The sequence below is a fragment of the Cupriavidus necator A5-1 genome (genome assembly GCF_000744095.1).
Lineage (GTDB): Bacteria > Pseudomonadota > Gammaproteobacteria > Burkholderiales > Burkholderiaceae > Cupriavidus > Cupriavidus necator_A.
The window spans coordinates 4,480,879-4,503,048 of record NZ_JQLI01000001.1; the positions used below are offsets into that span (position 1 = coordinate 4,480,879).

The 22,170-nt window shown below is 69.5% G+C and carries 21 protein-coding genes; 9 read left to right on the plus strand and 12 right to left on the minus strand.

Translation table 11 applies throughout. The features are described from left to right. Positions 1 to 79: 79 nt before the first annotated feature. The 3 genes from K307_RS19920 to K307_RS19930 are packed head-to-tail and all read right to left on the minus strand — an operon-like array spanning position 80 to position 4,067. Positions 80 to 2,059, minus strand: coding sequence for a transglutaminase TgpA family protein (locus tag K307_RS19920; RefSeq protein WP_042880673.1), 1,980 nt, complete (start codon positions 2,057 to 2,059; stop codon positions 80 to 82). Next, complete coding sequence (locus tag K307_RS19925; RefSeq protein WP_080745071.1) at positions 2,056 to 3,135, minus strand: DUF58 domain-containing protein; 1,080 nt, start codon at positions 3,133 to 3,135, stop codon at positions 2,056 to 2,058. Before K307_RS19925 ends, K307_RS19920 begins: the two co-directional genes overlap by 4 nt. 5 nt (positions 3,136 to 3,140) lie before the next feature. Beyond that, positions 3,141 to 4,067: an AAA family ATPase gene (locus K307_RS19930; RefSeq protein ID WP_042880674.1), complete on the minus strand. Its 927-nt coding sequence runs from the start codon at positions 4,065 to 4,067 to the stop codon at positions 3,141 to 3,143. Positions 4,068 to 4,347: 280 nt separating this feature from the next. Between K307_RS19930 and K307_RS19935 the strand changes: the two genes are divergently transcribed. After that, positions 4,348 to 5,175 carry a phytanoyl-CoA dioxygenase family protein gene (locus K307_RS19935; protein ID WP_051974977.1) on the plus strand — a complete coding sequence of 276 codons (828 nt, stop codon included), beginning with the start codon at positions 4,348 to 4,350 and terminating at the stop codon, positions 5,173 to 5,175. A gap of 15 nt (positions 5,176 to 5,190) precedes the next feature. On the opposite strand, the gene K307_RS19940 is transcribed toward K307_RS19935, so the two are convergent. Together K307_RS19940 and K307_RS19945 are read right to left on the minus strand one after the other, a co-directional pair. Continuing rightward, the gene (locus K307_RS19940; protein ID WP_042880676.1) at positions 5,191 to 6,021 is read right to left on the minus strand and encodes an IclR family transcriptional regulator; all 831 of its coding nucleotides are present in this window, start codon (positions 6,019 to 6,021) and stop codon (positions 5,191 to 5,193) included. 179 nt (positions 6,022 to 6,200) lie between these two features. Next, complete coding sequence (locus tag K307_RS19945) at positions 6,201 to 7,781, minus strand: MFS transporter (protein ID WP_042880678.1); 1,581 nt, start codon at positions 7,779 to 7,781, stop codon at positions 6,201 to 6,203. A 60-nt stretch (positions 7,782 to 7,841) separates the two neighbouring features. Between K307_RS19945 and K307_RS19950 the strand changes: the two genes are divergently transcribed. Further along, a complete protein-coding gene (locus K307_RS19950; RefSeq protein WP_042880681.1) occupies positions 7,842 to 8,822 on the plus strand; it encodes a LysR family transcriptional regulator in 981 nt (326 codons plus the stop codon). Between the two features lie 66 nt (positions 8,823 to 8,888). Here K307_RS19950 and K307_RS19955 read toward each other — a convergent pair whose 3' ends face one another. Beyond that, positions 8,889 to 9,170 (minus strand): hypothetical protein, encoded by a 282-nt coding sequence (locus K307_RS19955; protein ID WP_042880682.1) that lies wholly within the window; start codon positions 9,168 to 9,170, stop codon positions 8,889 to 8,891. 146 nt (positions 9,171 to 9,316) lie between these two features. Continuing rightward, positions 9,317 to 9,880 (minus strand): YggT family protein, encoded by a 564-nt coding sequence (locus K307_RS19960; RefSeq protein ID WP_042880684.1) that lies wholly within the window; start codon positions 9,878 to 9,880, stop codon positions 9,317 to 9,319. A gap of 252 nt (positions 9,881 to 10,132) precedes the next feature. On the opposite strand from K307_RS19960, the gene K307_RS19965 reads away from it, so the two are divergent. After that, positions 10,133 to 10,591 (plus strand): MarR family winged helix-turn-helix transcriptional regulator, encoded by a 459-nt coding sequence (locus tag K307_RS19965; RefSeq protein WP_022537406.1) that lies wholly within the window; start codon positions 10,133 to 10,135, stop codon positions 10,589 to 10,591. A 134-nt stretch (positions 10,592 to 10,725) separates the two neighbouring features. Then, complete coding sequence (locus K307_RS19970; protein WP_042880687.1) at positions 10,726 to 11,424, plus strand: glycine zipper 2TM domain-containing protein; 699 nt, start codon at positions 10,726 to 10,728, stop codon at positions 11,422 to 11,424. 41 nt (positions 11,425 to 11,465) lie between these two features. Here K307_RS19970 and K307_RS19975 read toward each other — a convergent pair whose 3' ends face one another. The 3 genes from K307_RS19975 to K307_RS19985 all read right to left on the minus strand — a co-directional run bounded on the left by K307_RS19975 (position 11,466) and on the right by K307_RS19985 (position 14,708). Beyond that, positions 11,466 to 13,010, minus strand: a complete 1,545-nt coding sequence (locus tag K307_RS19975) for an acyl-CoA synthetase (protein ID WP_042880690.1) — start codon at positions 13,008 to 13,010, stop codon at positions 11,466 to 11,468. 112 nt (positions 13,011 to 13,122) lie between these two features. Further along, positions 13,123 to 13,833: a dienelactone hydrolase family protein gene (locus tag K307_RS19980; RefSeq protein WP_042880692.1), complete on the minus strand. Its 711-nt coding sequence runs from the start codon at positions 13,831 to 13,833 to the stop codon at positions 13,123 to 13,125. Between the two features lie 119 nt (positions 13,834 to 13,952). After that, positions 13,953 to 14,708 carry a phospholipase D family protein gene (locus K307_RS19985; RefSeq protein WP_230625779.1) on the minus strand — a complete coding sequence of 252 codons (756 nt, stop codon included), beginning with the start codon at positions 14,706 to 14,708 and terminating at the stop codon, positions 13,953 to 13,955. 220 nt (positions 14,709 to 14,928) lie between these two features. Between K307_RS19985 and K307_RS19990 the strand changes: the two genes are divergently transcribed. Beyond that, positions 14,929 to 15,135, plus strand: coding sequence for a dodecin (locus tag K307_RS19990; protein WP_022537411.1), 207 nt, complete (start codon positions 14,929 to 14,931; stop codon positions 15,133 to 15,135). 99 nt (positions 15,136 to 15,234) lie between these two features. Here the strand turns inward: K307_RS19990 and K307_RS19995 are convergent, their stop codons facing one another. Further along, positions 15,235 to 15,591 carry a YgiW/YdeI family stress tolerance OB fold protein gene (locus K307_RS19995; RefSeq protein ID WP_042880696.1) on the minus strand — a complete coding sequence of 119 codons (357 nt, stop codon included), beginning with the start codon at positions 15,589 to 15,591 and terminating at the stop codon, positions 15,235 to 15,237. Between the two features lie 141 nt (positions 15,592 to 15,732). On the opposite strand from K307_RS19995, the gene K307_RS20000 reads away from it, so the two are divergent. Together K307_RS20000 and K307_RS20005 are read left to right on the plus strand one after the other, a co-directional pair. Beyond that, the gene (locus K307_RS20000) at positions 15,733 to 16,881 is read left to right on the plus strand and encodes an exonuclease SbcCD subunit D (protein WP_042880698.1); all 1,149 of its coding nucleotides are present in this window, start codon (positions 15,733 to 15,735) and stop codon (positions 16,879 to 16,881) included. Continuing rightward, complete coding sequence (locus K307_RS20005; protein ID WP_042880700.1) at positions 16,878 to 19,943, plus strand: AAA family ATPase; 3,066 nt, start codon at positions 16,878 to 16,880, stop codon at positions 19,941 to 19,943. The genes K307_RS20000 and K307_RS20005 overlap by 4 nt, the downstream gene beginning before the upstream one ends. 117 nt (positions 19,944 to 20,060) lie before the next feature. On the opposite strand, the gene K307_RS20010 is transcribed toward K307_RS20005, so the two are convergent. Further along, positions 20,061 to 20,306, minus strand: coding sequence for a hypothetical protein (locus K307_RS20010; protein WP_042880702.1), 246 nt, complete (start codon positions 20,304 to 20,306; stop codon positions 20,061 to 20,063). A gap of 490 nt (positions 20,307 to 20,796) precedes the next feature. Between K307_RS20010 and K307_RS20015 the strand changes: the two genes are divergently transcribed. Together K307_RS20015 and K307_RS20020 are read left to right on the plus strand one after the other, a co-directional pair. Then, positions 20,797 to 21,459, plus strand: a complete 663-nt coding sequence (locus K307_RS20015) for a 3-oxoacid CoA-transferase subunit A (RefSeq protein ID WP_042880704.1) — start codon at positions 20,797 to 20,799, stop codon at positions 21,457 to 21,459. Between the two features lie 26 nt (positions 21,460 to 21,485). After that, positions 21,486 to 22,127, plus strand: coding sequence for a 3-oxoacid CoA-transferase subunit B (locus K307_RS20020; RefSeq protein WP_042880706.1), 642 nt, complete (start codon positions 21,486 to 21,488; stop codon positions 22,125 to 22,127). The last annotated feature ends 43 nt before the right edge of the window (positions 22,128 to 22,170 follow it).

Here is a 22,170-nt window from a genome sequence, read left to right on the forward strand (position 1 = left end):
AAACGTAATTATATCAAGCGAAGCAAATTACGCCAGCCAGCACTTTGCGAAGATGGAAGCGGGAACAGGGGCGCTGCTTTCAGGCCTTGCGCGTGCGCAGCGCCGCGGCAACCTGCCGGATGCCGGCCCGCATCGCAGCCACCGACTCGGCGCGCCGCGAGGTCGCGACATTGCCATAGCGTAGCCCGATATAAATCGCCGTGACCGCGCCGATGGCGTCCGCCGCGTGCGGCAGCCGCGCGCTGGCGCGGGCCGCGAAGTCCTGCGGGCCCTCGGCCGGTGCGCGATCGCACCCGTGCCGGGCGAGCAGCCTGCACAGGCTGACATACGCCGCCTCGAGCGGATCCACCGGCCCGCGGCGCCGCCACAGCGGCACCAGCGCCAGCAGGCACAGCACGCCGAGCGCGCCGGCCAGCAGCTGGCCGGGTCTCGCGCCGGCGCCCAGCGTGTCGAGCAGCTGTGCCTGCTGCGCGTGGTCATACTGCAGCACCCAGCGCTGCCAGGTGTAGACCACGCCTTCATAGGCCCAGCGCAGGTCCTGCAGCCAGCCCGGCTGCTGCGACGGCCGCCAGGCCGCCGCCTCATCGCCCACGGCGGCATCCAGGCCCTGCTCGATCCGGCTCGGCGCCACCGCGCTGGTCGGGTCGACGCGGACCCAGCCGCGGCCGTCGAGCCAGACCTCGGCCCAGGCATGCGCGTCGGACTGGCGCACCACGTAGTGCCGGCCGATGGGGTTGTACTCGCCGCCCTGGTAGCCCGTGACCACGCGCGCCGGAACGCCGGCGGCGCGCATCAGGAACACGAAGCTGCCAGCATAGTGCTCGCAGAAGCCGCGCCGGGTGTCGAACACAAAACTGTCGACCTGCTCGCGGCCCAGCGGCGGCGGGCGCAGCGTGTAGGCAAACGGCGCGGCGGCAAACAGCCGCAGCGCCGCCTGCACGCGTGCGGCGGGATCGGCATGGGTCTCGGCCCACTGGGCCGCCAGCGCGCGGGCGCGCGGATTGCCGGCGGGCAGGCTCAGTGCGAGCCGGCGCGTGCCGGGCGGCAGCCAACCAGGAGCGGGCGTCAGCGTCGACTGTGCGCGGTAGCGGATGCGCTGCTCCACCGGCCGGCGCGCGATGAATTCGCCGTCGGGCGTGGCCGCCGCCTCCACGCCGGCGGACAGCGCCTGGCCGCGGTCAAGCACGAACAGCCACCGTTGCTGGCTGGGCTCGAGCGTGATGCTGTAGTCGATGCCCGGCACAGTGCCGGCCGCGGGCACCGGCGCCAGCTGCTGCTGGCGCTGCCGCGACGGGTACCACGTGGTGCCGTCGTAGTCCCACAACACCAGCGCGCGCCAGTACAGCGCCGAGGCCAGCAACTGCGCGCCGTCGACTTCGGCGCGCAGCGCCACCTCCGGCGAGCGGATCAGTTGCCCCACGCTGCCGGGCCGCATGGTGTCGCTGAGGCCGGTAGTGCCGCGCGGCGCGGACTGCGGCAGCTGCCACAGCGGATGCTCCAGCCGCGGGAACAGCACGAACAGCGCCAGCGCCCAGGGCAGCCCCAGCAGCGCCATGCGCCCCAGCAGCGGCCAGATCGCCAGCTTGCTGCGCGCCTCGGGGTGATGCAGCAACAGCCAGTTGCGCAGCACCCAGGCGCCGATCGCCAGGCTGTACAGCGCCAGCCAGAACGGCTGGTCCGACAGGTACAGCGTCAGCAGCAGGTAGAACGACAGCTGCGTGACCAGCGTTGCATCCGCCAGTGCGCGGCATTCCAGCAGTTTCAGGATGACGAAGGCGCCCAGCAGTGCCACCGCCAGCTCGCGCCCAACGCCGCCGCCGGCCTGCCACGCCAGCGCGCTTGCCACCAGCAGCACCAGCATCGCGGTCACGCCCAGCATCCAGCGCGACGGCAGCGGTGCGCGGCGCCGCCACAGCAGCCAGCGCCAGCCCAGCAGCAAGACCAGCAACAGGCTCACCGCCACCGGCAGTGTGCGTGCCTGCGGCGCCAGCACCAGCGCGAGCTGGCCGAGCAGCAGGCCATGGTCTTCATGGCGCAACGGCCGGGCGGCGGCTTTCATGCCGTGCCTCCCGCGCGCACTGGCGCGGGACGCTGCGGCCACAGCGCCAGCGCTTCCAGGCAGGCACGCCGGTGGCCAGCGCCGCGCGCCGGAGGCAGCTCGAAGCCGGGCAAACGCAGGCCGATTTCGGCATCGTCGTCAGCGGCCAGCAGCCACGCGCACAGCCGCGACAGCCGCGCCTCGGCCTCCATGCCGGCGGGCAGCGCATGCCAGTCCAGCCAGCGGGCTGGCCGTTGCGGCGGATCGCCGGCGCGGCTCAGCCACCGTCCGGTGCGCGCGCTGTGCTTCCAGGCGATGCGGTGCAGCGGGTCGCCGCTGCGGTAGCGGCGCAACTGGTCGATGCCGTCGTCGGCGCGGACGTCTCCTGCTGCAGCGTGCAGGGCATCGCCATCGCCGGGCTGGTACACGGCAGGCGCGGGCGGCGCGTCGCGCTCGGGGGCGGGATAGACCAGCGTGGACATCTCCAGGTCGGCATAGCTCCAGACCCGGAACAGCCCGAACGGGAAGCGGCTGGCGATCACCACGCGCGGCAGTGTCAGCCGGCCCCTGCGCACCGTTGGCACATGCAGCGCCAGCGTGCCGCTGGCATTGCCGTCGAGCGTCAGCACGGCCGGCGCCACGCCGGGCAATGCCGGCACGCGGGCCTCGATGCCGATACGCGCGCCGGCGTCGCGATTATCGACGCGCAGGTGGAACACCGCAGGCTGGCCGGCATGCGCCGGCGCCACCGTGCCCACGGCCACCGCCAGCTCGAGCAGGTTGCGGTAGGCCAGCCACATGCACGACATGCCGATGCCGGCCAGCAGGAAGGTCAGCGCAAAGCCCAGGCTGATGTTGTAGTTGAGCGAGGTCAGCAGCATCGCGGCCAGCAGCACGGCGAAGCCGATGCCGCCACGCGCGGGCAGGATGTAGAGGTGGCGCCGGTCGAGCCGCAGCGTGCCGCCGACCGGACGCCGCGCACGCGTGCGGCGTGGGGCAATGCGAGTGTCCGCAACGAACGGCCCGGGATCGAGCCCGCGGTTGAGCACCCGATCGAGCCCGCCCTTGCGCGCGGCCGCCAGCGGATCGCGCGCCATGGCCGTCAGGGAATGGCCACGCCGGCCAGCAGCGCGGCCACTTCGCCGGCGACGGCAGCGGGCCCGGCCGCGCCGGCAGGTAGCAGCCGGTGCGCGGCCACGGCGGTGAAGACGGCCTGCACATCTTCCGGCAGCACCATCTCGCGCTGCGCCAGCAACGCCCACGCGCGTGCGCAGGCCAGCAGGCTCAGTCCCGCGCGCGGCGAGAGCCCCGCGGCAAAGCCGCCATGGCTGCGCGTGGCCTGCACCAGCGCCAGCACGTAGTCGACCAGCGCGGGGCTGGCATACACCTGCTCCGCGGCCTGCTGCAGTGCCAGCACCTGGCTGCTGTCCATCACCGGGGGCGCGTCCGGCGCGGTGGCGCCGCCCAGGTACAGCACGCGCTCGAAGGCCGGGTCGGGGTAGCCCAGCGACACCCGCATGGTAAAGCGGTCCAGCTGCGACTCGGGCAGCGCGTGCGTGCCCAACTGCTCCAGCGGATTCTGCGTGGCGATCACGAAAAACGGCGACGGCAGTGCATGCGTGGTGCCGTCATGCGTCACCTGCCGCTCGGCCATGGCCTCGAGCAGTGCGCTCTGGGTCTTGGGCGGGGCCCGGTTGATCTCGTCGGCCAGCACCACCTGCGCGAACACCGGGCCGCGATGGAAGCGGAACTCGCCGGCATCGCGGACAAAGACGGAAACGCCGATCAGGTCCGCAGGCAGCAGGTCGCTGGTGAACTGCACGCGCTGGTATTGCAGCCCCAGCGTGCGCGCCAGCGCATGCGCCAGCGTGGTCTTGCCCACGCCCGGCACGTCTTCCAGCAGCAAATGGCCGCGCGCCAGCATGCAGGCCAGCGCCAGCCGCACCTGCTGCGGCTTGCCGAGAACGATGCGGCCCAGCTGGGCCTGGGCCTCGGCCAGCGAAGCGACGATGCGTGGGCGAGCAGTCACGTTGGACCTCGGCGCGAAAGCGCAAATGGGGTGGAAGAAAGAGGACGCAGGCGATACCGGGGCGAAGATCAGCGCATTGTAGCGGCGCGGGCAGCACGTGGCACCGTCTGTTTCCGTACGGAGACAGTGCGCGACCGGTGCCGGAGGTCGCATCCCGGCTGCATGCCGCCTGCGCCAGATCGCGCCAGTTCTGGCATCATGGGGCCGTTGGGCCACCAGTGCCCTAGCCATCGCTTTCCGCTGTCCGTTCTTTCTGCCGCCTTTCGTGCCGCCTGCTGCAATGACCGCCTCGCTGGACTGTCCCGCCGACCTCCCTGCTTCCGCTATCCTGTCTGCCGATTCCGGCGCGATGCTGCGCCTGGCGCAGGCCTTCCGGGCCAATGGCTTCGTCATTCTGCGCGGCTTTGCCGGCGAGCCGACGTGCGAGGCGCTGGAGACGGCGGCGCGCAAGCACCTGGACGCGGCCGTGCCCCCGGTGGAGTTCGAGGCCGACCTCGGCTATCCCGGCGCCCCGGTCGCGCGCGATGCCGCCGGCGGCGGCACCGTCAGGCGGTTGCGCCAGGCCTATGGGCGTGATGAAGTGTTCCGCCGCTGGGCCACCGACCCGAAGCTGGTGTCGGTGGTGCAGGCGCTGCTGGGCGAGCCCGCGTGCATCACGCTGGCGCACCACAACTGCGTCATGACCAAGCACCCGCACTACGGCAGCCAGACCGGCTGGCACCGCGATACGCGCTACTGGTCGTTTGCCAAGCCGGAACTGGTGACGGTATGGCTGGCGCTGGGCGACGAGGACGAGCGCAACGGCGTGCTGCGCGTCATCCCCGGCTCGCACCAGGCGCAGCTGGAGCCGGGCCAGCTCGATCCCGCCGAATTCCTGATCGAGGCCCACCCGGCCAGCCAGCCCTTGCTGCAAACCGCCCAACCGCTGGCCTTGCACCGCGGCGACGTGCTGTTCTTCGACAGCCGGTTGTTCCATGCCGCTGGCCGCAATGCGTCCAACGCGGTCAAGCTGTCGGTGGCGTTCGCTTACTTTGGCGCGAGCAACCGGCCGCTGGACGGCACGCGCTCGGCCGAGTTCGGCAGCGTCGAACTGCCTACCGCGGGCTGATCCGGGGCGCTGCGCTCAGGTGCGCAGCCCGACCAGCCCGGAAATCTTCTCCGACGCTTCCAGCAGTGGCGGCAGGAAGCGCTCCAGCATCTCCTGCGCGCTGGTACGGTTGGCCTGGCCGCTGATATTGATCGCGGCGATGGTGTGGCCGGCGCGGTTGCGGATCGGTGCGGCCAATGACACCAGTCCTTCCTCCAGCTCCTGGTCGTTCAGTGCCCAGCCGCGCTTGCGGATATCGGCAATGATGGTCTTGAGCGCGTCGATATCGGTCACGGTGCGGCCCGTGCGCGCGCGCAGCTCGGTGGCCCGCAGCACGCTGTCCAACTCCGGCTCGGACAGGCCCGCCAGCAGCACCCGCCCCATCGACGAACAATACGCCGGCAGGCGGCTGCCGATCGACAGGTTGATGGTCATGATCTTGCGCGCCGGCACGCGCAGCACGTAGACGATCTCGGTACCGTCGAGCACGGAGATCGAGCAGCTTTCATGCACCTGCTGCGACAGCGTCTCCATGATCGGCTCGGCCAGGTTCCAGAACGGCATCGAGGTCAGGTAGGCAAAGCCCAGGTCCAGGATCTTGGGGGTCAGGCGGAACAGCCGGCCGTCGGCCTGTACATAGCCCAGCCCCACCAGCGTCAGCAGGATGCGGCGCGCGCCGGCGCGCGTGAGGCCGCTGGCCTGCGCGATTTCCGTCAGTGTCTGCGCCGGGTGCTGCGCATTGAAGGCGCGGATCACCGACAGCCCGCGTGCAAAGGACTGCACATAGCTGTCGCTCGGCTTCTCGGGCGTGGCGGCGCTGTCTGCGGTCTGGGCTGCGGGCGGACGGGGATCGGCGGGACTGGCCATCGGCGGAGCTCCGGCGCGGATCGCCGGATTGGCACGGAAAGGCCGAAAGGGTAGAGGAAATGCCGTGTTTGCGCCAGTGCCGGCCCTTTGCCATGGCTGGCATGGCCCCGCGGCGCCCCGCCGGAGCGCCGCCACCCTGCTGTCTCCCACACCGTGATCCGGCGCCGGCAGTCGCGGCGCTAGCGGAAGCTGCGCTGCACCAGCACGAACACCGCGGCCAGCACGCACACCGCGGCAAAGCCGTGCAGCATGTCCATGCCGGCGAGCAGCGTGGCCTGCCGGTCGATTTCGAGCGAGAGCTTCGCCAGCCCCGACGCAGACAGCCCTTCAGGGCTTTGCAGCACCGGGTTGAAGCGCGTGACGTGCTCAACCAGGTGCGTGCGGTGCTGCGCCAGCCCGTCCTGCATGAACACGCTGGCCAGGCCCGTGCCCATCGCCGAGGCGATCTGCTTGCAGACGTTCTTGAACTGGTAGGCGTGCGAGAAGTCCTCGACCGGCACCTCCAGGTAGGTCATCGATGCCACCTGCACCATCAGCAGCACCGGCGTCAGCCCTTCGAGCAGCACCACCGGCACCAGCGCATAGTCCGGCGCGCCCGGCATCAGCTGGTGCGAGAACAGCATCGCCGCGCAGGCGTAGACGATAAAGCCGATCGCGATCACGCGCCGCTTGCGGAACACCAGCGCCATGCCCAGCGTGATGACGATGGCGCCGATGGTGGCCACCGTGCCGCTGGTGGCCAGCAGCATGCAGGTAGTGCGGAAGGTCAGCCCGAGACCGGTCTGGGTCAGCGACGGCAGCAGGAAGGCCCATGCCGACGACATCAGGTAATACAGCGTGTAGAAGCCCAGCCCGTACAGGTACTGGCGCCCGGCCAGCCGCGAGAAATCGATCCACGGGTCCGGGTGGCGGTACAGCCGCCAGCCCGCGAAGGCGAACAGCGCGAGGCCGCACAGCGCGGCCAGCGGCATTTCCGGGGAGCTGAAAAAGCGCGTGTAGCGCATCTCCTGCAGCGTGTGCAGGAACACCAGCGCGCCCAGCGCCGCGGCGATGGCGGCCGGCCAGTCCAGCGTCGATACCGGCGGATGCGGGTCGCGCGCCGCGCGCGTGGGATAGGACAGCGCCACCGACAGCAGCACCGGCAACGCAATGCCGGCTTGGAACAGGAACACCGCACGCCAGCCGATATCGTCCAGGAAGATGCTGGTCAGCCACGGCGTGATGGCGAGCATCGAGAACGCGCCGCCGGCGAAGCGCAGCATCAGCGGGCCGCGCTCGGCCGGCGTCGACACCAGTTGCACCAGGATGCGCGAGGCTGCGAACAAGCCGCCCGCGCCCAGCCCCTGCATCGCCTTGCCGCCGATCAGCCCGGCCGGGCTGGCGAACTCGGCACAGATCAGCGAGCCGAGGATAAACACCAGCAGCGAGCCTATGGTGAAGCGCTTGTAGGTGGTGCGGCGCGCGACCTGGTCGAGCACCATGTTCATCAGCACCGCGGTGGCCGCGTAGGCGGAGATCGCGTACAGGTAGTCCTCCGGCGCGGCACCGACGCCGCCCTGGATATGCTGGCTGGCCACGCCCATCATCAGCGTGGAGGAGAAGTCGATGCCGGTCACCAGGCCGAGCGTCAGGCCGAACAATGAAAGTCGCCAGTGACCCATTTCCGGGTGACTGGCGAGTTGCATGCGGGGGCGTGGGGGCGTTGTGGCCGGGCGAGATGCGGGGGCGTCCGGACCGGCTGGGACAGGCGTTTGTTGCATCGCTCAAGCATAATGGCGCCTGCTGTCGGGAACTACAGGTTGTCAGGGAAACATTGTCCGGTGAACGAAACAATCCAATGGAATGATTGGGAGGCGTTCTGCTGTGTGGTCGAGCAGGGAACGTTCACGGCCGCGGCGGAGCAGCTGGACTGCCCCAAGTCGCGTGTCTCGGCCGCGGTGGCGCGGTTGGAAACCGCCATCGGCGCCAAGCTGCTGGAGCGCACCACGCGCCGCATGCGCCTGACCGATGCAGGCAAGGCGGTCTACCGCGACGTCGCCCCGCTGTTCGCGCGGCTGCGCGAAATCCGCCAGGAAACGCTGGCGCGCGAGGAGCGCGTGCAAGGTGTGCTGCGCATCGCCACACCTTATGAATTTGGCGCGCAGCAACTCGGCGGCGTGATCTGCCGCACGCTGGCGGCGCACCCGGCGCTCGACGTCGCCGTGGAAATCACGCAGGGCCTGGTCGACCCGATCCGCGACGGGTTTGACGTGGCCTTCGTCATCGTCGATGCCGATCTGCCTGACTCGGGCACGGTGGCGCGGCGCATCTATCACGTCGAGCGCGGCCTCTTTGCCGCGCCGGCGCTGGCAGCCAGCCTGCCGGCGCAACTGCGCCCGGAAGACCTGGCCAACATGCCCACGCTGACCACGCCCGGCGACACCGTGTGGGAATTCTCCCGCGACGGCCAGACCGTTTCGGTGCCGATCCGTCCGCGCATGCAGACCTACAACGCCGAACTGCGCCTGCAGGGCGCGCTCGCCGGACTGGGCATTGCCCGGCTCTCGGTGAACTACTGCGAGGCCGAGATCGCGCAAGGGCGCCTCGTGCGCGTACTGCCCGACTACCCGTTGCCGCCGCTGCGCGTGTTCGCGCTGCTGCCGGACCGGCGCCTGCAGCCGCGCAAGGTGCGGGCTTTCATGGAAGCGATCGAGTCGATGATGGTGTCCGAGCTGGAGCCGGACGTCGGGACGGAAGCCGCCGAGACCGGGCTTGCCGAGGGAGAGGGAGCGCTGGAGGGAGAGGCCCGCCCGGCGGGTTGAGAACGCCGGTCGGGCCGCCACGGCCGGGGCCGTGGCCAAGGGAAGCGGTGAGGCTGGCCGCGGCGCTCAGGCGCCGTCGGTAAATGCGTCGCGGCGGTCCGTGATGCTGGCGCCGTCGGTGAACGGGTCGAACTTGCCAATCTTGGCGCCGTCCGTGAACGGATCCGCCTTGCCGACGCGGGCGCCGTCCAGGAACGGATCGGCCTTGCCCACGTGGCCGATGCTGCCGTCCAGGCGGGCGATATCGGAAACGGGTTCGGAGGCGTGGGCCGTGGCCGCGGCGAACGAGAGGCCGGCGGCGCACAGCAGGGAGAGCAGCAGGCTGCGGCGTTGTGCGAGGGTCTTCATGGTGGAGTGCTCCTTCTTGGCAGGGTTCGTGGCTGCAGCGCCACGGTGCCTGTAATGTAGGACTTCACACTGGGCAGAAAAAGGGCCTATTGTCGACAGACTGTCCAGCCGCGCGGACAATCGCCAGCCGTCAATCCGGCCCGCCCTCAGAAATGCATGTTGAACACGCTGGCCCCCAGCCGCGCGATCACCATCAGCAGGATCTGCGCGATCACGAACAGCACCAGCGGCGACACATCGAAGCCGCCCAGGCGCGGCACCACGCGCTGGATCGGGCGCAGCACGGGCGCGGTCAGGTGATCGATGGCCGGGGTGACCGGCGAATGCGGGTTGACCCACGACAGGATCGCCATCAGCAGCGTCACCCACATCACGAGGCTGATGGTCCACTTCAGCACATAGAGCAGGGCGGTGAGCAGCACCGCCGGCAGGAAGGCGAGCAGGTCCGCGCCACTGATCGCGGCGACCAGCAGCAGGAACACCACCGCGGTCAGCAAGGCGGCCACGACCGTGGCCCAGTCGATGCCCCCCACGCCGGGAATGACCCGGCGCAGCGGACGGACCAGCCAGTCGGTGATCTGGAACACGCCCTGCGAGACCGGGTTGCGCGTGGGCAGGCGCGTGAGCTGCATCCAGACGCGCAGCAACAGCGCCATGCCGAACAGGGTAAAGACGGTATCCAGCAGGAAGAGGGCGATTTCCGAGAACATCGGTGCGTTTTCCGGTGACGGGTGAAGGTGTCTGCAACCGCACAGATTCTGCCATAGCCGGGCGGCGGCACGGCGCAACAGGCGGCCGCGGCGTGGCCTGCCGGACATCTTTGCGCCAGCAGCGCGGTGCGCGGACTCTATAATTGCGTGCGCTTGCGGGATCGGCCGGGCCACTCGGGCGGCTCCGCGCGTTGTACCGGCGCGTTCTGGTTGATTCGCGCTTTTTTTCGCCACTCCGCTTTTTCGCCACTCATGCCCAGCAAGTCCGCCCCGTCACGGAACAACACCCCGCTTAACAAGGCCGACTTCGAGGCGCTGTCCGATTTCCGCTACCAGTTGCGGCGCTTCCTGCGATTCTCCGAAGACGCCGCACGCGAGGAAGGGGTGACCGTGCAGCAATACCTGTTGTTGCTGCATATCCGCGGCAGCGCGGACAAGGACTGGGCCTCGATCGGCGAACTGGCCGAGCGCCTGCAGGCCAAGCAGCACGGCGTGGTCGCGCTGGTCAACCGCTGCGAGGCCGCCGGGCTGGTCAAGCGCCGCCTCAACCCCGAAGACCGGCGCGTGGTACAGGTCCACCTGCTGGCCAAAGGAGAGCGCTGCCTGAACCGGCTGGCGATGCTGCACCGGACCGAGCTGGAATCGCTGCGCGGCACCTTCCGCGTGGCGCGCATCACGCAGTTCAACGACGACGGCGCCGAGCGCGGCTGAGCGATTTTCGGGCAGGCGTCGCCAGCGGTTACAGGCGGTTACCAATCACAAGCTCCGGTGACACCCGCTGCCCGCCGGCGGCCCTAGACTCGCGCGCATTCCCACAAACACGCGCAGCGCGCAGGAGTCCAGACATGTCCATCCCCCTTCGTTCGGTTGTGCTTGCGGTGCTCGGCGCCGGTGCGCTGGCCGGGTGTGCCACGCCGTATGGCTATGACGCCGGTTATGGCGCTGGGTATGGGGGCAGCGGTGGCTACAACACCGGCTATAGCGGCGGCTATAACCCGGGCTACAACACCGGCTACGGCACCACGGTCAGCGGCTATCCAGCGCAACAGGGCTACCCGCAGGGTTATCCGCAACAAGGCTATCCGCAGCAGGGCTATCCCCAACAACAGGGCTACCCGCAGCAAGGCTATCCCCAACAGGGCTACCCCCAGCAGTCGTACCCCGCTGACGGCAGCTATGGCAACCAATACGGCAACGAGGCCTACGGCGTGCGCTACGGCTGGGTCGAAGCGATTGAAGTGATGCCCGGCCAGCCGCCCTCGACCAGCGGCGCTGGCGCCGTGGTCGGCGGCATCGTCGGCGGGCTGCTCGGCCATCAGGTCGGCGGCGGCCGCGGCAATACCGTCGCCACCATCGGCGGCGCCGTGGCCGGCGCGGTGGCCGGCAACGAGGTGGAGAAGCGCACCGGTTCCAGCGCCCCGGCCTACCGCGTGCGCGTGCGCACCAGCGACAACGCCTACCTGACGCTGACGCAGTCCAACGCCTACCAGATGCGCATCGGCGACCGGGTCAAGGTCGAAAACGGCGTCGCGGTGCCGTACTGAGGCGAGTCCGCAAGGGGCGTCTGTGGCAGACGCCCCGAGGGTTACGCATCAGCGCCGAACAACCGCGCATAGTCCTCGCGCAGCTGCCGCTTGAGCAGCTTGCCGGCCGTATTGCGCGGCAGGTCCGCGACGAACACGATGCGCTTGGGCACCTTGAACGGCGCCAGCGCCTCGCGCGCATGCGCGATCAGTTCTTCCTCGCTGGCTTCGTGGCCGCGCTTGCGCACTACGCAGGCCGTCACCGCTTCCACCCACTTCGGATGCGGCAGCGCGAACACCGCCGCCTCGGCCACCGCGCCGTGGGTGTACAGGCACTCTTCCACCTCGCGGCTCGACACCAGCACGCCGCCTGAATTGATCACGTCCTTGATCCGGTCGACCACGTACAGGTAGCCCTCGGCATCCATGTAGCCGAGGTCGCCCGAGTGGAACCAGCCGCCGGCAAAGGCTTCGGCGGTCTGCTCCGGCTTGTTCCAGTATTCGGTCAGCAGTTGCGGCGAGCGGTGCGCGATCTCGCCCAACTCGCCGGGCGGCACATCCCGCATGGTTTCGTCGACGATGCGGGTTTCGACGTTGAGCACCGGGCGGCCGGCGGACGCGGGGCGCGCCGCATGTTCGTCGGGCCCCAGCACCGTGGCCAGCGGCCCGATCTCGCTTTGCCCGTAGCAGTTGTAGAAGCGCAGCGCAGGCAGCTTCTGCTGCAACTCCAGCAGCACCGGCACCGGCATGATCGATGCGCCGTAGTAGGCCTTGACCAGCGAGCCAAGCCTGGCCGGTTCGAAGTCCGCATGGCGCAGCAGCGCGATCCACACCGTCGGCGGGGCAAAGAAACTGGTGATGCCTTCGCCGTAGATGGTGCGCAGGCAATAGCCGGCTTCCGGGCTTTCGGCGATCAGCGTGGTGCCGCCGCACAGCAGCAGCGGCATCAGGAACACATGCATCTGCGCCGAGTGGTACAGCGGCAGCGCGGCCAGCGAATAGTCCGACTCGCGGATATCGCAGGCGGCAATGGTGCTGACGTATTCGGCGAGCAGCGCGCGGTGCGTCAGCACGGCGCCCTTGGGCGCGGAGGTAGTGCCCGAGGTGTAGAGGATCTGCGCGGGCGTGGCGTCGGTGAGCGCATCGGAAATCGGTGCCGCGGGTCCGTTGGCCGCGGCGGCCAGGATATCGCGCGCGTTGCCGCCATGCAGCGTGCCCGTGACCTTGCACGGCAGACCATCGACGCGCTCGGCCAGCGCGGGATCGGCAAAGATCGCACTGGCGCCCGATTGGGTGACGATATACTCGGCCTCGGCGCGCGTCATCGAGAAATTGACCGGCACATGGATCAGCCCGCTGCGCAGGCAGGCCAGCCACAGCAGCACATAGGCGTCGGAGTTCTTGCCGAAGGCAGCGACGCGATCGCCCGGCCGCAGGCCCCATTGCGCCAGCGCGCCGGCCACGCGGGCCGCGGCATTGTCGAGCTGCCGGTAGGTCCAGGCCCGTTCGCCGAAGCGGATCGCGGTCTTGTCCGGGCTGCGCCGCACGGCGCGGGCAATGGCGTCGGGGATGGTGTTGCGCAGGGCGCGCTGCTGCTCTGACTGCATGGTGGTCTCCGTCGTTATGGTTTGGGGTCCAGCAAGTCTTGAAGCTCAGCGCCCGAGCATAAGGGCTGCCGCCCGGCCGTGGCAAGGCGGCGGTGGGACGCGCGCCGTTGGCTTACAGCGATTGCGCCAGGAACGCCAGCGCGCGCCCGTGCGCCAGCGCAGCGCTGGGCTGGTGGTAGGAAGCGCGCGCCCAGCAATTGAAGCCGTGGTCGGCGTTGGGGTAGACGTGGATCTCGGTGCCGGGTTTGCCCGCCGTCGCCTCGCGCACGCCCTGCACGGCCTCGGGCGGGATATGCGCGTCGAGCGCGCCGTAGTGGAACTGCACCGGCACGCGGATGTTCGCGGCTTCCTGCAGCTGGTTCTGGATGCCGCCGCCGTAGTACGACACGGCCGCGTCGACCAGCCCGCGCGCCGCGCTCAGGTACGCCAGCAGGCCGCCAAAACAGTAGCCCACCGCCGCGACCTTGCCGGCGCCGGTGCGCTGGCGCAGCGCCTGCACGGTGGCGGCGATATCGTCCAGCGCGGCCGGCACGTCCACCGCCTTGCGCAGCGTCATCGCGTGCGCCATGTCGTCGCCGTCATAACCCAGCTCCACGCGCGGCGCCTGGCGCCAGAACACGTCGGGCGCCAGCACCGCATAGCCGTCGGCGGCGTACTGGTCGGCCACGGCGCGGATATGCTCGTTCACGCCGAAGATCTCCTGCAGCAGCACGATGCCTGGGGCACCGGGCTTGACGCCGGCGGGCGGCAGGCTCAGGTAGGCGTCGAAGCTGCCCGCGGCGCTGTCGACGCGGATCCATTGGCTGTCGGGAATGGCTGTCATGGGGAGGCTCTCCGGAATGGCTCTTAACAGGTAGGCAGGATGCGCGGCGCTCGCCGCACGCCAGCCGCAAGTGTGCCACCGGGCGCCGCTTCATGCAGGCGCTGGCCCCTCAGTACGCGTCAGTACGCCTTCGACTGCCGATAGCGCGTGTTCCAGTTGTCGGTGTAGGCCTTGACCACCGCCGCGTCGCCGCGGATCAGCATGCCATTTTCGGCGTTGCGCTCCTGTGCCGACTTGGTGAAGTTGAACGACCCGGTAAAGACCGCCTGGTCGTCGAACACCATCACCTTGTTGTGCGCGATCGCGGGCTTGCTGTCGATCACCACCGGCACGCCGGCGTGCTTCAGGAATGTGGCGCTGGTATAGCGTTCCGATTGCTGGCTCTTGTCCAGGATCACGCGCACGTCCACGCCGCGCTTGTGCGCCTGCGCCACCGCCTCGGCGATCGGCGCGCTGGTGAACGAGTAGGCCTGGATCAGCAGCTGCCGGCGCGTGCTGCGGATGGCGTTGACCAGCAGCGCCTGGCAGCTCGCGCCATCGGGCACGAAGCACAGCGTGTAGCCGCTGCCTTGGGCAAAGGCCTTGCTCGGCACCGGCTTCGCGTCCGGCGGCTGTGCGGGAGTGCCGCTGCGCGCCGGGAAGTGTTTGGTAACGGCTTCGTTGAAGGTATCGCTGATACTGCCGGCGATGGTCTCGGTGACCTGGTCGAACGTGGAGGTCGAACGGGCGTGCGCCTGCGCGATCAGGTGGCTGAACGGGCTGAGCGAGCTGAAGAACGAACTCGGCGAGCCGAACGAGCCGAAAGAAGTAAAGACGGATACGGCTGCGGCAAGGCCCAGGCCCAGCACGGCCCGGCGAATGAATCTGACAGTCACGGCGGATCTTTGCTTCAGTGGATGACAGCGTGCGCGCGCCGCGCGCCGCATGCGGTCAGGACGGGTCCGCAGCGTAGCAGCCGCATACGCCACTGGCAAAGGGGGATTGTGTAACAGGATCTGTGCGCGCTGCGTGGCGTGGCGCGGGCCTTGGGACTATCCGCGCGCGGCGCCTATGATGGATGGAACCCCCGCGGGCACGCCCGCCAAGGAGAGGGACATGACCAACCATACCTACAAGCTGGTCGAGATCGTCGGCTCCTCGCCCGATGGCTGCGACCAGGCCATCCAGAGCGCCATTACCAAGGCTGGCGAAACCATCAAGAACATCGACTGGTTCGAAGTGGTGGAAACGCGCGGCCATATCCAGAATGGCAAGATCGCGCACTACCAGGTCACGCTGAAGGTGGGTTTCCGCGTGACCTGAAGGCGGGCGCTGCGCTTACCGCGCCGCCCGCCCCCATTACACCGCCGCACCACCGCGCGGCGCGCACGCGGATTGCGCCGCGCGAGGGGGTTCGTCGCCTCAGGGCAGGCGGATCTCCCTCACGTCGAAGTGCGATTCGCCGATCAGCTCCTTGTCGTACTCGCCGACCAGCTCGACCGTGGTCTGCGCGTCGACGGGCTTCTGCGCCGGCCACAGCTTCTGCTTGATCTTGACCTTCATCTGGCCGGTGCCGTCCGAGAACAGGTAGCGCTCGTCGCCGACGCTGCTGACGACCTTGCCGCGCAGCACGGCGTTCTGGTCGTCCTTGCCGTCGGCCTGCAGGGCCTTGACGGTCATCACGGGGATCGCCGAGGGGCCGGTGTACTGGGCGCTGGCGCCGGCGGCGGCGAGGCCAAGTGCAAGGGTCAGGGCGGTGGCGGTCAGGATGTGTTTCATGTGCGTTCTCCGTTGAGGTTGGGACCACGGGGGCGATGGCACGCATGATGCGCCGGCACGCCTGAACCGTTGCTGAACGGGCTCGCGCAGCGCGACGCTTTATGATGCTGCCTTCGTGCCTTCACTTCTCCGGGTCCCAGATTGCGTTTCCTCCACACCGCCGACTGGCATCTCGGCCGCCTCTTCCATGCCCGCAGCCTGCTGGAAGACCAGGCCCATCTCCTCGATCAGTTTGTCGAACTGGTCCGCACCGAACGCCCCGACGCCGTGCTGATCGCCGGCGACGTCTATGACCGCGCCGTGCCGCCGCCCGAGGCGGTGGCGCTGCTCGATGACGTGCTGGGCCGCATCGTCGTCGACGCCGGCGTGCCGGTGGTGATGATCGCCGGCAACCACGACAGCGCCCAGCGGCTCGAGTTCGGCGCGCGCCTGATGCGTGCGCAGGGCCTGCATGTGGCCGGCCGCACGCTGGCCGAGGCCGCCTGCGTGACGCTGCACGACGCCCACGGCGAAGTGCGCCTCTACGCGCTGCCTTATGCGGAGCCAGCCGTGGTGCGCGATGCGATGGGGACCGAACTGCCTTCGCATGAAGCCGCGCTGCGCGCGCAGCTGGACGCCATCCGCGCCGTGCATCCGCCCGGCGTGCGCGCCGTGGTGGTGGGCCATGCCTTCGTGGTGGGCGGTGCGGCCAGCGAATCCGAGCGGCCGCTGTCGGTCGGCGGCAGCGGCGCCGTGGCCGCGGACCTGTTCGCGGGCTTCGACCTGGTGGCACTGGGCCACCTGCACCGGCCGCAGACGCTGGGCGGCGGGCGCATCCACTATGCAGGCTCGCTGCTGAAATACTCCCTGTCCGAGTGCGCGCATGACAAATCCGTGTCGCGCATCGAACTGGGCGCGGATGGCGCGGTGACCATCACGCCCGTGCCGCTGCAGCCGCTGCGCGATGTGCGCGTCGTCGAAGGCGAACTGGCCGCGCTGCTTGCAGCGGGCGCCACCGATCCGCAGCGCGATGACTACATCCACGCGCGGCTGACCGATACCGGTGCGCTGCTGGACCCGATGGCGAAGCTGCGCCAGGTCTATCCCAACGCGCTGGCCATCGAGCGCACGGTGCTGGCGCGCAGCGGCACGGCCTCGGAAGCCGGGCGCAAGCTGCGGCAGCTCGGCACCGGCGAACTGTTCGCCAGCTTCTTCCGCGAGGTGGCCGATGCCGAGCTGGAGCCGGGCCAGCGCGAGGTGCTGGACCAGGTGCTGGCCGGCATGGCCGCCGCGGAACGGGAGTCGGCATGAGACCGCTGCATCTGACCCTGCAGGCGTTCGGGCCGTTTGCCGCGACCGAGCAGGTTGACTTCACCCGGCTGGGCGACCAGGCCTTCTTCCTGATCCACGGCCCCACCGGCGCCGGCAAGACCACACTGCTCGACGCGATCTGCTTTGCGCTGTACGGCGATACCTCCGGCGGCGAACGCAGCGCGCAGGCGATGCGCAGCGCCAACGCGGCGCCAGGGCTGCGCACCGAGGTCACGCTCGAGTTCAGCCTGGGCGCACAGCGCTGGCGCGTGGTCCGTTCGCCCGCGCAGGAGCGGCCCAAGCAGCGCGGCGAAGGCTGGGTGACCGAGGCCGCCAAGGCGCAACTGGACCTGCATGACGGCAACGGCTGGGTCAGCAAGGCCGGCCAGCCGGGCAAGGTCAGCGACGCCATCCGTGATCTGCTCGGCTTTGACAGCGCGCAGTTCCGCCAGGTGATCGTGCTGCCGCAGGGACGTTTCCGCGAACTGCTGACCGCCAGTTCGCAGGCGCGGCAGGCGATCCTGGAGCGCTTGTTCCGCACCGAGCTGTATCGCCGCGTAGAAGAGTTGCTGAAGGCGCAAGCCGCCGAGATCCGCCGCGATGCTGAGCGCATCGGCATCCAGCGCGAGGAAGCGCTGCGGCAGGCCTGCGCGGAGTCCGCGCAGGCGCTGACGGATGGCATTGCCGCACTGCAGGCGGAACTGCTGGCGCTGCATGAGCAGGAGCAGGGCGCGCGCACTGCGCTTGCCACCGCGCAGACGACGCTGGGCGCCGCTGAGCAGGTGGCGGCACGCCTGCAGGAGCGCCAGCAGGCGCAGGCCGCGCATGCGGCGCTGCTGGCACGCCAGCCGTCGATCGAAGACGAGCGCGCACGCCTGCATGCCGCCCAACGTGCCGCGCGCGTCAGCCCGGCGCTGCAGCAATGGCAGACGGCGCAGCGTGACCATGTGGCGGCCGGCGCCGCGCTGGCGCGGGCCGGCGAACAGGCGGCCCGTACCGCGCAACAGGCGGAACAGGCCGCAGCCGCGCTGCAAGTGGAGACGGCGCGTGCCAATGAGCGCCATGCCGCGCAGCGGCGCGTCTCGCAACTGGAAGCCATGCTGCCGCGCGCGCAGCAGCTCGGCGCCTTGCGGGCCGCCTTGCAGGCCGCCGAAGGCAAACAGGCCGCCACGGCCACCGCGCGCGAACGCGCTACGGCACAGCTTGCCGCACGCCAGGCCGACGCGGTTGCGGCCGAATCCGCGCTCGCCCAGGCGCAGCTTGCCGCCGCGCAGTCGCAGGCGACACAGTTCCAGCTCGTCGCCCAGCAGGAGCGCGCGCGGCAGTTCAGCCGCCACGCGCAGGCCGCGGCGGTGCTCACCTCCGCCATGAACCAGGCGGCCGACACCGAAGCGGCGGCGCAGCAGGCGCTGCGCGCCCGCGACCGCAGCCGCGCCACGCTGGCGGAAGCGGAATCCCTCTGGCGCGCCGGACAGGCCGCGCGCCTTGCCGCGAGCCTGGCATCGGGCGATGCGTGCCCGGTATGCGGCAGCACCGCGCATCCGACGCCGGCGCAGCACGTGGCCGCGCCGTTGTCGGATGAGGCGCTGGAGCAGGCCCGCGAGGCCGTGCTGGAAGCCGAGTCGCAGGCGGTACGCCGCGCCGGCCAGCACCAGGCCGCGCAGGCCGCGATCGCGCAGGCGCGCGAGCGGCTGGAAGAGATCGCGCAGGCATTGGGCGATGCGTCCGAAGAGGCAGCGCGCCAGCTGAAGACGGAGATCTCCACCCTGGACGGCGCGCTGGCCGAAGGCAAGCAGGCCGCGGCAAGCGTGGCGCAACGCGAAACCGCCATCGTCGCCACCCGCAGCGCACGCGATGCCGCGGAGGCCGCCAGCTGCGATGCCGCCACGGCAGCCGATGCTGCCGCACAGGCGCTGGCCCACTGCCAGGGCGAATGGCAGGCCGCCAGCGCGCAAGTCCCGGAAGATTCGCGCGACCCTGCGGCGCTCGCCGAAGCCTTGCGCCAGGCCCAGACCATGCTCGCCACACTGGAACGCGCGCAGGCCGCCGCGCAGGCGGCCGAGCGCCAGGCCGCCACCGATGCCGCGGGTGCGCAGGCGGCGCTGGCGTCGGCCCGTCAGGCACAGTCGCAGGCCGCCGCTCGGCTCGCCGATGCCGACAGCGCGCTGGCGCAAGCGCTGGCACAGGAAGGCTTCGCCGACGTGCAGGCGCATGCCGCCAACAGCTTGCCCGACGATGCGATGCAGGCGATCGATGCCACGCTGCGCACCTTCGACGCCCAGCTTGCCGCCGCCGCGGACCGGCGCGAGCGCGCCGACGCCGCGGCGCAATCGCTCGAAGCGCCGGACCTTGATGGTCTGCGCGAGGCGAGGGAAGCGTCCGCAGCCGCAGTGGAAGCACTGGTCCGCCAGCAAGCCGAGCGCGGCCGTTCGCGCGACGCCTTGCAGCAGTGCCACCAGCGCCTGCAGCAGCTGGACGCGCAGGGCCGCGACATCGAGGCCCGCTATGCGGTCCTGGGCCGGCTGGCCGAAGTCGCCAACGGCAACAATCCGCGCCGCATGACGTTCCAGCGCTTCGTGCTGGCCACGCTGCTCGACGAGGTGCTTGAAGCCGCTTCGGCGCGGCTGCTGGCGATGAGCCGCGGCCGCTATGTGCTGCAGCGCGTGCGCGAGCAGGGCGACCAGCGCAGCGCGGGCGGGCTCGATATCGAAGTGTTCGACTATGACACCGGCGCGGCGCGCCCGGCCAACACGTTGTCGGGCGGCGAAGGTTTTCTGGCTTCGCTGTCGCTGGCGCTGGGACTGGCCGACGTGGTGCAGTCGCGCGCGGGTGGGATCCAGCTCGATACGTTGTTTGTGGATGAGGGCTTTGGCACGCTCGATCCGGAGAGCCTGGACTTTGCGATCCGCACGTTGCTGGACTTGCAGCAGGCGGGGCGGCTGGTGGGGATCATTTCGCACGTCACGGAGTTGCGGGAGCGCATTGACGTGCGACTGGAAGTGCGGCCGGGTGTGGGTGGAAGCCGGACGGTGTTGACGGGCGCAACTGCCGCAGCGTTATAAAGCTGACGCTGGCAGAAACGCGATGCGCTCGGTTTGCTCTCCTCTCCCGCGTGCGGGAGAGGGGCCGGGGGAGGGCCGGGGGAGAGGGCAGGCGCCTCCTCCCCGCGACAACGCCCATCACACCACAAACACCTGCCGGCAACGAATCGCCATCACCTGCGCTTCAAACGCCCGCGCTGCCGCGCGAGCCAGCCGCGCACGGCGCGACAGGGGCGGCATCAGTTGCCGCGTGTCCTGTGCAGCGTTCGCGTTCGGTTGATCCTTGTGCTGACCCAGTCCCCACGCCTGCTGCGTAACATGCAGGATTCGCGCAAGCGCTGCGGCATGGTGCGTGGATGAATACGGGACGTTGGCGGTTGCCATGGCGGGCTCCTCGTTCTTGTCTTGTGCTCTCGTCTTGCCGGCAGCGTGCACAGCCGGTGGTCCGGTGGCTGCTGCCCTTTTCTGATTCCACAATAGGCCTCGCGGCGTCGCGTCCCTATCGAGTGCGAACCGATTGTCCTGTCGGCCCTGTCCTACACGGGGCGCCTGCATCACCCTGCGCGTTTATCGCCCACCGCGTTATCTTCGCCCTTAGCCCTCGCTTGACCCCTTTCATCGCGCAGGTGTAACCTGTTCATTCTGCGAATTCAAGTTCTAATAGCGAACATCTCGCGAATATCGAGCGAGCGGCGCGCACAGTCGCAACAACACCACGCAGCTGCTGGACCGTTCAACGGGCGGCAAACGCGGCGCAAAAGCCGCGGGGCCGAGACGAACATCCTTTCCGGCAGGACTACCGGAGACAGTCCTTCATGCGCCGCGCCTTGCGGCCCGCTCCGGTGGCCTGGCGGATTTCCGACCTGGAACGCAAGTGATCAATAAGCTATACGACTCGGTGGAAGCGGCGGTCGCCGGCATCCACGACGGCGCCACCATCCTGATTGGCGGCTTCGGTCTCGCGGGCATGCCCGCGGAACTGATTGACGCGCTGATCGAGCAAGGCGCGCGCGACCTGACCATCGTCAACAACAACGCCGGCAACGGCGACACCGGGCTGGCGGCGCTGCTCAAGACCAAGCGCGTACGCAAGATCGTGTGCTCGTTCCCGCGCCAGGCAGACTCGTACGTGTTCGATTCGCTCTACCACGCGGGCGAGATCGAGCTGGAACTGGTGCCGCAGGGCAACCTGGCCGAGCGCATCCGCGCCGCCGGCGCCGGCATCGGCGGCTTCTTCACCCGCACCGCCTACGGCACGCCGCTGGCAGAAGGCAAGGAAACGCGCATCATCGACGGCCAGGGCTATGTCTTTGAAACGCCGATCCACGCCGACTTTGCGCTGATCAAGGCCGATACGGCGGACCGCTGGGGCAACCTCACCTACCGCAAGACCGCGCGCAACTTCGGCCCGATCATGGCGATGGCTGCCAAGTGCGCCATCGTGCAGGTCAGCCGCGTGGTCGAGCTGGGCGAGATGGACCCCGAACACATCGTGACGCCGGGCCTGTTCGTCAAGCGCGTCGTCAAGGTCGCCTGAGCGCGACAGGCAATAGGAGAACTGAGATGCAACGCCTGACCCGCGATCAGATGGCCGCCCGCGTGGCCAAAGACATTCCCGAAGGTGCCGTGGTCAACCTCGGCATCGGACTGCCGACGCTCGTCGGCAACCACCTGCCCGCAGACAAGGAAATCCTGCTGCACAGCGAGAACGGCCTGCTGGGCATGGGCCCCGCGCCTGCACCGGGCGAGGAAGACGGCGACCTGATCAACGCCGGCAAGCAGCCGGTGACGATCAAGGCCGGCGGCTCCTACTTCCACCATGCCGACTCGTTCGCAATGATGCGCGGCGGCCACCTGGACTTCTGCGTGCTGGGCGCGTTCCAGGTGTCGGAGAAGGGCGACCTGGCCAACTGGCACACCGGCGCACCCGGCTCCATCCCCGCCGTGGGTGGCGCGATGGACCTGGCGATCGGCGCCAAGCAGGTGTTCGTGATGATGGAGCACCAGACCAAGCAGGGCGAGAGCAAGATCGTGCCGCAGTGCACCTATCCGCTCACCGGCATCGGCTGCGTGACCCGCATCTACACTGATCTTGCTACGATCGATGTGACCGCCGACGGGCTGGTCGCACGCGACCTGGTCGAGGGGCTGAGCTTTGATGAACTGCAGCGCCTGACGGGCGTTCCGCTGAAGCAGGCCGCATAAGTACGCATTAGTGCCCGCACCGATACACACACCAAGACGAGAG